Source organism: Nostoc sp. 'Peltigera membranacea cyanobiont' 232, from assembly GCF_002245985.1.
GTDB lineage: Bacteria > Cyanobacteriota > Cyanobacteriia > Cyanobacteriales > Nostocaceae > Nostoc.
In genome coordinates this window covers 20090-28816 of record NZ_NOLK01000097.1, presented here as the reverse complement: position 1 = coordinate 28816, position 8727 = coordinate 20090, and the positions used below count along the sequence as shown (strand labels likewise).

Below are 8727 nucleotides of genomic sequence, written 5' to 3'. Positions count from 1 at the left end.
TAGTGAACCACGAGTTCGTAAACGTCGCCCGAAAGCATACCCCTTAATGACGAAACCTCGGCACGAATTACGAAAGCAGTTGCAAACTGCTTAACCACAAGTGTTTCGGCTTTTCTTAGTGCCATTCCATCCTCAACCATTGTGCCGAGGGCATCTTCCGTGTTGTGAGCGACAAACTCAGACTGCAAATGCGCTTCCCATCGGTCTTGCAAAACCTCCTGGGCGGGTGTCAGGTTGTTGGTTGCTTGTAAAGAAGCTTGTTCGTCTATTTGTTCTTTGACCATGTTGGTGTAAGTTCCTGATTTACGCCGCCTTGAGGAATCGGGGCTGGAGAAGAAAAATGAGTAAAATTGAAAGCTCCATAGATAAATCCACGCGATCACTTCTACAACAAAAACCCCCTAAATTAGTCACCAATAACCCCAAATTCCATCGCTGGCTTTGGATATTTGCTGTTGCTCTGTCTGATTTACTAGGATATGTGGTACGTATCCTGGCAGAACCTCTTTAAGGAGTGAACGGCTGCTCCTCAATTGCCCGACAGGAATCAGCTTTACAAGTATGCAGTTCACTCAGTCGGTCAGCAAGCTGTTTGAGTAGAGTTGGATCGGCTGTAGAAGCCAGGTTGTTCAGCTGATATGGGTCTTTTTTGATGTTGTACAGTTCCTTCGCCCCAGTTTTATACTCAACATAGGTATAATCTTGTGTCCGGATCGCTTGGTAAGTAGGGATCTTCGGTACTTGGCCTCCTTTTTGGAGCGATTGAAGCTCTGACAGATCCTCAAGCTCTGACTGATCTTGAAGAAGCTTTGTCTGATTCTCAAGTGCAGCACGTCGCTTCTGATTTTGTTTGTGTTCTATCAAAAATGCAGAGCGCCACTTAGGGAGATTTGATGTCGTACCTTTTAACAAGGGTAAGAACGAGCGTCCATCAACAAAAGCGGGTGGTTTAACTCCAGCCATCTCGGTAAAGGTTGGGAAAAAGTCGATATTACCCACTTGCTGGGGTAGTTTCTTGCCAGCTGGAATTCCCGGTCCACGCACTACCAGATTCAAGCGAATATCTTCCTCGTAGGCACTTTCTTTACCTGTACTTGCCCGGTGAATACCCTGTTTGTAACCGTTATCGGAGGTGAAAATGATGTAAGTATTGTCAAGTTGCCCATTCGCCTTGAGCGTATCGACCAACTCGACAACTGCCTCGTCAACCGACTGTAGCGATCGCAAGCGCTTTCGATAACTTTCATCAACATCGTCAATTTGTTTTTGATTGAGTTGAGGCAACTCTTGCATGAATTGAGGCTTAGTACTAACATCAGCTTCGTTAAAATTGTCTGGGCGGGGCGCTTTAACACCTGGGAAGAGCTTCTCATGGCGTGGTGCTGGTGTATATGGTCCGTGAATGTTGAAGGGAGCCAGATAAACGAAAAACGGTTTGCTGTCCTTGACAGAACGTTGAATGAAATCAATGGCAAAGCCAGTATAAACGTCTGTACCGTAGTCTTTGGGTTTGTCACCGTACTTGACTAGCTTGCCATTCTTGTTCAGCGTGTAATTGAACTGATCGTAAGGATTGCCATATTTCTTTTGGTCGTTTCTGTTCTTGCCTTTTTCCATCGGGCTATACCACTCTGTCCAACCAGGCGGGATGTAGGTATCATCGGGGGCTGTGTCGGGGTAGCCGTTGAGGTACTTGCCAATCAACGCTGTCTGATAACCATTTGCCTGTAACGAGGTAGCGATCGTTTCTTTTTCTAAGCCTTTGGCATAGGCTTTCTGGAAACCCCCATCAGGTAATGAATTGGTCAAGACCCCTGTATTGTGGGCATATTGACCGCGCAAAATATTCGTGCGCGATGGGCAGCATAGAGACACGTTGACAAAAAAGTTGGGAAATGTAATGCCCTTGTCGATCAAAAGCGACTTAATGTTTGGTGCATATTTCTCTGGATTTCTATTAATTGTGTCAGCGTCCATGTCATCTACTAGGACGAAAATGATATTAGGTTTATTTGTCTGGGCAAAAGCTTTTTGTGGTGCTGCTAATAGCACATTGATTACCAAAACACCGATCGTTATTAGAACAAAAAATTTCGCTCTCAAACTGGATGTTTTCATCAAATGACCTCTTGATTTACAAGACTAAAAAACTTTTTGTCCGATAAAATTGCCTGCCGGATTGTAGTGACAAACAAGGAAATCTTTGCCATGTCCGCTCGCTAAACCACATCCAACTTCTGTTGTTTTTCTCCAAACAACTTGAGTATAATGACCTACGTTCTCCCAATGTCCAGTAGTAGAGACATCGGGAAAAATACCGTTTTTGAAATTCTTCTTTTCATGACCCCACAAATCTATTAGCTGAGTTACAGAATAGGTGTCCGCCGTACCACTTGCTAAGTTTTCTCCAGCGCCACTATGGTCGAATGTTCCTGTTGCCGCCAAATGATTTGCCCACTTTTGAGCGCTTGCTGCTAATTTTTTTGACCATCGCAGTGGTGGAACGCCTACTTCGTCTCTGTACTTATTGTGTTCTGCTAAAATTGCTTTAATTTTCATAGCTTACACTTCCTGAAATTTTAATGAAAGTTCATTGTTATTCTCAGTTTGAATGTAGCTTATAACTACATTTAAAGCCTTTGTATCACTGTGATTACCGACATTGAAGTTGGTTATGGCATAAAGACTCTGACACTTCGGATGAGGAAATATGCATCTTTGAATTTAGGATTATTATTTGCGTCCGAAACGTAACCATTGCATTTATCTATTCCTCCTTTGAAATCATTGCCAGCCCAGTCTCCGCACAATGTCGTATTGACGATCATCTCCATGTCTTTGAAATATCCGGGACATGGATTAAAATGAACGTAAGGCTTTCCCCATGTATTTGGGTGAGGTGAATTTCCAAGGACATTCGCAGGAATATCAGAGCGTTTCCAAAACCAGATTTTAATTGTTTGGTTATGAACCCACTCACAAGCGTATGCTCCACCGCCATTTTGGTTGAATCTGTGACCGAAAGAGTTTTCTGGCCCGGTGACACCACATCCGAGGAGACCATCTTGAGCGTTACAGTCGGGATTGATAATATTTGGGATGTTCTGAACACATCCTTTTTTGGTGTGTAATGTTGAGTGGTTCCTGTTGTGTTTAGAAGGTATCGAGTTGACTCCTTCGATAATGTCAATTTCTCCGTTCTCAGGCCATGTAGCTCCCGTTCCAAGCAGCCATATCGCTGGCCATACCGCCATTCCTTCCGGTATGTGGTCTAAATCGATAATAAACAGCCCTCCATTGTACTTTTTCTCTGTGTAAATACGGATGGCCTTTCTTTTTACTCCGGGTTTGTAGCCTTCTGATTCAACTTCGATTTTAATTTTTCCATCGACAATTTTAATCAGTTCGTTCCACTTTCCGTAATTTACTTGACCGTGGGTTGGGTCGGGCTGGTGGAAAAAACTCCATTTATCACCTTTTTCATTTCCTTTGATAAACTCATTTCCAGTCCAACTATCTTTAAGAGTATATGCCATAGTTGATAATGCCTCCTTTGAAGAATTAGCAAGAAAGGTTGTCGCCTGGGGTGACATTTAACACTTCTGTAAAGTGTTTGTAGAGTTGTATTCTATGTTCAGCTTGTGGAGTCTGAGGCCCTTTGCCACACTCAATACCTCCATTGATGATGTTAATGGTCATTCCAAAGCCGGACGTGCTGATGGCTTTGTGGCATGATGCTTTGGGTGGTTGGGGAGTCATCCAGAACCACAGCGCTGTCGTAAAGGAAATGACGTTATTCGTTGAGACTAGTTCAGGATGATTGAGTAAATCCTTTCCAATGGCTTTTCCGCACGCACCATAGTTATAGTTCCACGACAATTGGATTGGTCCGCGACCATGATAGCTTTTGCCCGCCACGCATGGATAGGTAGTGTTCGTCGCATCGCAGTAATGGCTTTGCGGGTTTTGCTCTTGAATGTAGTGTAGACCCCCTGTTTCGTGGGAAATGTTGGCCAGGAACGCAGCTGCCTCGCGTTTACGTTGCTGCAAAGAACCCTCGTTGCAGAAATGCGGGTATTTTTTAACTGCTGTTATCAGACTTTCATAAGTGTAAAAATCATTATGGTTGGGAAACATAGTTTTGTAAGCCTGATGAGACACTATATTTGCGAAACCATCACCTGTACTTCCACCTGTGTTTCTATTACCAGAGTGAGGAATGCATATTTCCTGACCTACTTGTAAATTATGAGCATCTTCTTCCCTGAATGGAGTACCGTCTGGTTTCAGAATTTCATGCCAACGGTCACTACTATGCAACTGTTGTTGAGCAATGCTAGAAAGCGTATCTCCCTTTTTGGTGATGTATGAATTACCTGTTTTACAACTCATGATTTCTCCTTTTATAAGCTTGATTTTCACATTATTAAACAGAAAGTGGACATCTTAATCCCAACTAATAGTTACCTTCAATTCTTGAGGATTTGGATGTTCAATTAAAGTACTTTGTTCGCACACATCATCAAATGGGAATCCATAAGCTTTATTATCTATGCTATGAAGATGCCAGAATTGAGCATAGAAATTAGCTGGAGCATTTTTATAGAATTCCGAAGGTTTACACTTATTTGCTGGATTCTTGACTATGTGCCTGTTAAACATGGCGCTAACTTGAGCTTGAATTGCCTTTTGAATCTCATCAACTTCTGAAAACTTTCTATCACAGCTAAAGACTTCAGAAGATTTGGGATAGTGTATTGTATACTTTGCATTAGGTGAATCTGTTTTGGTAAAAGTGAAAACGTTATCTTCTACTTTTCCTATAAATGTTCCCTGTGGCATTTTCAGTTCAAGTTTATTTGACTTGTAATATTGCCATATATCGTGAATGTAATCATCAAAGTATTTCGCGTGACTACCACCATCAGCAAAATCCCCTTTAAATGGCGATACTATTCTGTAGGGTTTCTGAACCAAAGATTTAAATTGGGCTGGAACATTACTAGCATATTTATCGAATAAAACACTCCTTGATTCAGTTATACCAACTTTTTTTGAACCATTAGGTGCGATCAATTTCATGACCATTGGAAATCCAAATTGGTCTACTTGAGTAGTATTGCCGTGGAAGCCTGCATCATCAAAGGTAAATTCTAACCAATCATAGTAAACGTCTACATTGGGGTCAGATGGATTAGCCGTATTCGGTTGAACAATACTGTTGTTGTCATCGATTTTTAAGTATATCGGTTCACCGAGACTAATATAAACTCTACCTGAACGAATATGCGGAACTTTTATTTCAGCGACCTCCTTAATAGTGTGTAGATAATTAGAATAATTTTGCCCCTTTTTAGTTAGATGATCTGGTGCATTATTATCGCTAGCATGACATGGAATTAAGTGACCGTTTTTATTAAGGTGACAAGTTTGATTCGATGCATTTAGACCAGTAATTACAAAGTGGATTCGATCGGAGGGGAACTTTTGATTCGTATTGTTGGTAAATGAAAATTTCATGGTATTCCTTGAAATTTGAGTTTTGTGGAATGTTTTGAATTGAAAGTATACTTACGAAGGTGTACCAAAATCCTGAGTCCAGTAGTGTTTGTCTTGAGACGGAATGATACTAAGATAAGCAGAAATCATTGATATTACTGGTTTTTGGATGTGTAGTGTGAGGAATGAAGAAATGAAGAAGTAACTTCTGTTTCATCTCTAAGAGATGAATGTTGATTAACACTACACCTGTTGCGCCACTTCCAACACCCTGCCCAGACGAGGTTTAACATGAGTCTTAGTGCCATTCGTCCTGAGACGCATCGTTGAAGGCATACCCAATGCCAATTTCACGATAATTGAGGCTGAGAATATTTCGGCGATGTCCGTTATTGCGAGGCGTTTCATTAAAGTTAGTGGCTTACGCTTTAAAATTTCCGCTTACGGATGCCTTTATTTAACTTTAGTTTGCCCATTGAATAAACCCACTGGTGGTTACTCCATGTCTTGAGAATCGATTTTTTGCATCGTGGTACATATTAGCTTGTACAATGCTAGGAACTATAGCAGCTTTACTGTGTGCGTAATCTTCCCAAGATACTCCCTGGCTTGTTGCGAAGTCGTTTTCAGTCTCCGTTCCAGAGGTGTATAGTTGTGGAGAAAGATAGTCTATATTCTCGTTTTTAATGAAGGTTTTCATCATAGTGTGTGCGTCAGTAATTCCGTAAGGGGCTGAGTGGCTAGTCGTAACCAAAACTTTTAAATTTTTATTTTTGGCAGCAGCAAAAGCTTGTTGAAAATCTGAGATAAGGTTAGCTTCGCCCTCTTCGATGTCAAAAGCAATTGCCTTATAATCAGAGAATTTGCCATTTTTAATGTGAGTAATAATGGAATGAAGAATTTCCTGAGTGAAGGAACCATTAGAATTTCCTCCACCTAATGAAATGTATTTATGACCCACCAACCTGTTTTTGATTTCGGCACTATCTGATAAAGCCTGATCTGGTTTAGCCCATCCACTAAAAGCAATACCTAATGTTGAGTGGTTGAAAGGGTGACTCGGAGAGTACGTCTTATCCCAGTAACCTTTAATTAAATTCATCTCTTCTAAAGTTTCAACAGAATTCATAACTTAATTTTCCTCTTTGTAAATTGACAGGAAGTTAATTGGTAGGGGTAATGTGAAGCTAGCTGCAACTAGGGCAAACGCTTTCATAAAATCCACCTATAAATAAGTAGAGACGAGCGCTCAAGCTTTACTTATATCCATTGAGAATTATTTGAATGAAGCGATCGCACTATTGATGCCATTTTTGGCGGCGATTCACCTCAATCATGGAATTTCATGTCTGCGTGACTCGCCTGTTTGTGACGAGGATTTGCCGCCCTAGCGTTGCTGATTTCATAATGAAATCTAGCAAATATGAAATGTGTTACTCTAATGCTTCCGTAAACAACAGCTTGAAAATCATCATGCTTCCAGCAACGCCGTATTGTTAACCACTGCATTTATTATATCTGGGACAGCAACTTAACTTATATCTACCGCCAACAGCGACTAAAGTTTTTTTGTGGGCATCAATATTTACCCGTTTATCGGTTTGGTCAGCTATATCAATTTTTATAGTAACTGCATGATTACAGTTATTAATTATATTGACTCCACCACGAATAACTTTTGCATTAGCACATGATGGCAATGGCACTCTATCGCCTTCTGAACAATCATCAGCTAAAGCAGGTAATGCAGTAAATGCAAGAAGTAAAAATACTAAACGTGGAGTTGGATTGAAAAATCTTTTCAAAAAACTCATAACACTTTCCTCCTTAGGGAAATAAATTGTTGGAGTCGTGTGTCTAACCGCCAGTCATGACGGCGTGACTTGAAGGCTTGGTAAAAAATGGAGTATAGTCTGCACTTGGTACAGGTACCCTCTCCTCTGATTCTTAATTGGTAGCAGTGAGATGAATTTATTCACTGTGGAAAATCAGAAGTTTTGAGTTGAGCCTTCTGATTCTTAATTGGTAGCAGTGAAATGAGTTTATTCACTATCTTGCACCACCCCCACGACTCTAGATAGGCGCAAAGCAAAGCTGAGTCTTGATTAGCGCTTAAAATTACGATAAGTCTTGAGTTTTCAATAACGGTTAGCTTAATATTTTTTAAACTAATTTATACCGCATTATACTTGACAAAAATGCGTGCTTTAGATGGCAAGAATAATTATTTTTTTGTAAGTTATACCAATAGCTAAAAATTTGTTGATATCCAAAGCTTGTGCATAAGTTGATTGTATTGTGCTGATAGCTATTCTTAAATAGGAGATTCCAAATCTCTTTAATAGGAGGGTGAAATGTCTAGGGATATCTATACTTTTGTACTGGTAGCATCCAGAAATATGAAATGGATGCTAACAATCGCTCTGATTTTGAGCAGCGTTACCTATTATCCAGCAAAGGTAACAGCCCAAACTAGACAAGCAGCAACGACTAAGCAGCCTGTACAACCAACCAAAGGTAGGACTTCACCTCAAGGGCGTACCTCTCGACCAGTTTTTGTTTTGCCAAAAACACCTGCTCGGTTAAGTCCGATCTCTGGGCGTAGAACTGGAATGGGTAGCCGGGATAATTGTCCTGCGGTCACAACTGCACTCACTGCTTTAGTACCTTTGCGAGAGGAACAAAAGGTTAGTAAACAAACAGACAAACCAATTTCAGCGATTGTGGGGGGACTAACTACCTCTGAACGACCAACTTTTTGGTTTTACGTTCCCTACACTCAGGAATTAACAGCTAGTGCTGAATTTGTTTTACAAGATAGTTCACAAAACGATATTTATAGAAATGCGATCGCACTACCTCCAAAACCTGGTGTCATCGGGGTTTCTCTCCCACCCAATGCATCCTTGCAAGTAGGGAAAACATATCACTGGTATTTAAAAGTTCCTTGCAATCAACAACAAACAGCGAGTGTTCCTATTTATGTAGAAGGAGACATTCAAAGAGTCAATTTAGATTCTCGGATGATGCAGCAGTTGCAAACAGCAGTCGATCCGCAACAAAAGGTTGCAATCTATGCACAAGAAGGTATTTGGTTTGATTCTCTGACTATGCTGGCACAAATGCGCCGAAAGAATCCTCATAATGCATCTGTTGCTTCCGATTGGCAAAGTCTATTAAAATCTGTCAATTTGGATAATGTTGCTACGGCTCCTCTGGTAAAATAAC

The 8727-nt window shown here is 40.8% G+C and carries 9 protein-coding genes and 1 pseudogene; 2 read left to right on the top strand and 8 right to left on the bottom strand.

What is annotated here, in order from left to right; translation table 11 throughout:
• Positions 1-284: pseudogene (locus CDG79_RS41370) on the bottom strand (hypothetical protein); the annotation flags it as partial.
• 56 nt (positions 285-340) lie between these two features.
• Between CDG79_RS41370 and CDG79_RS42805 the strand changes: the two are divergent.
• Entirely contained in the window at positions 341-511 is a 171-nt protein-coding gene (locus tag CDG79_RS42805) for a hypothetical protein (protein ID WP_189525144.1), read from the top strand.
• On the opposite strand, the gene CDG79_RS26405 is transcribed toward CDG79_RS42805, so the two are convergent.
• The 7 genes from CDG79_RS26405 to CDG79_RS26375 all read right to left on the bottom strand — a co-directional run bounded on the left by CDG79_RS26405 (position 508) and on the right by CDG79_RS26375 (position 7313).
• Complete coding sequence (locus CDG79_RS26405) at positions 508-2118, bottom strand: sulfatase family protein (RefSeq protein ID WP_094344773.1); 1611 nt, start codon at positions 2116-2118, stop codon at positions 508-510. The two genes, CDG79_RS42805 and CDG79_RS26405, sit on opposite strands and share 4 nt — an antisense overlap.
• Before the next feature lie 24 nt (positions 2119-2142).
• A complete protein-coding gene (locus CDG79_RS26400) occupies positions 2143-2559 on the bottom strand; it encodes a CAP family protein (protein ID WP_094344772.1) in 417 nt (138 codons plus the stop codon).
• A gap of 113 nt (positions 2560-2672) precedes the next feature.
• Positions 2673-3593 carry a hypothetical protein gene (locus tag CDG79_RS26395; RefSeq protein ID WP_189525143.1) on the bottom strand — a complete coding sequence of 307 codons (921 nt, stop codon included), beginning with the start codon at positions 3591-3593 and terminating at the stop codon, positions 2673-2675.
• Positions 3562-4392, bottom strand: a complete 831-nt coding sequence (locus tag CDG79_RS26390; RefSeq protein ID WP_094344770.1) for a glycoside hydrolase family 19 protein — start codon at positions 4390-4392, stop codon at positions 3562-3564. Before CDG79_RS26390 ends, CDG79_RS26395 begins: the two co-directional genes overlap by 32 nt.
• 54 nt (positions 4393-4446) lie before the next feature.
• Positions 4447-5520, bottom strand: a complete 1074-nt coding sequence (locus tag CDG79_RS26385) for a glycoside hydrolase family 64 protein (RefSeq protein WP_094344769.1) — start codon at positions 5518-5520, stop codon at positions 4447-4449.
• A 442-nt stretch (positions 5521-5962) separates the two neighbouring features.
• On the bottom strand, positions 5963-6628 hold the full coding sequence (locus tag CDG79_RS26380; protein ID WP_094344768.1) for a hypothetical protein: 666 nt from the start codon (positions 6626-6628) through the stop codon (positions 5963-5965).
• A gap of 367 nt (positions 6629-6995) precedes the next feature.
• A complete protein-coding gene (locus CDG79_RS26375; RefSeq protein ID WP_094344767.1) occupies positions 6996-7313 on the bottom strand; it encodes a hypothetical protein in 318 nt (105 codons plus the stop codon).
• A 540-nt stretch (positions 7314-7853) separates the two neighbouring features.
• Between CDG79_RS26375 and CDG79_RS26370 the strand changes: the two genes are divergently transcribed.
• A complete protein-coding gene (locus tag CDG79_RS26370; RefSeq protein WP_223278339.1) occupies positions 7854-8726 on the top strand; it encodes a DUF928 domain-containing protein in 873 nt (290 codons plus the stop codon).
• The last annotated feature ends 1 nt before the right edge of the window (position 8727 follow it).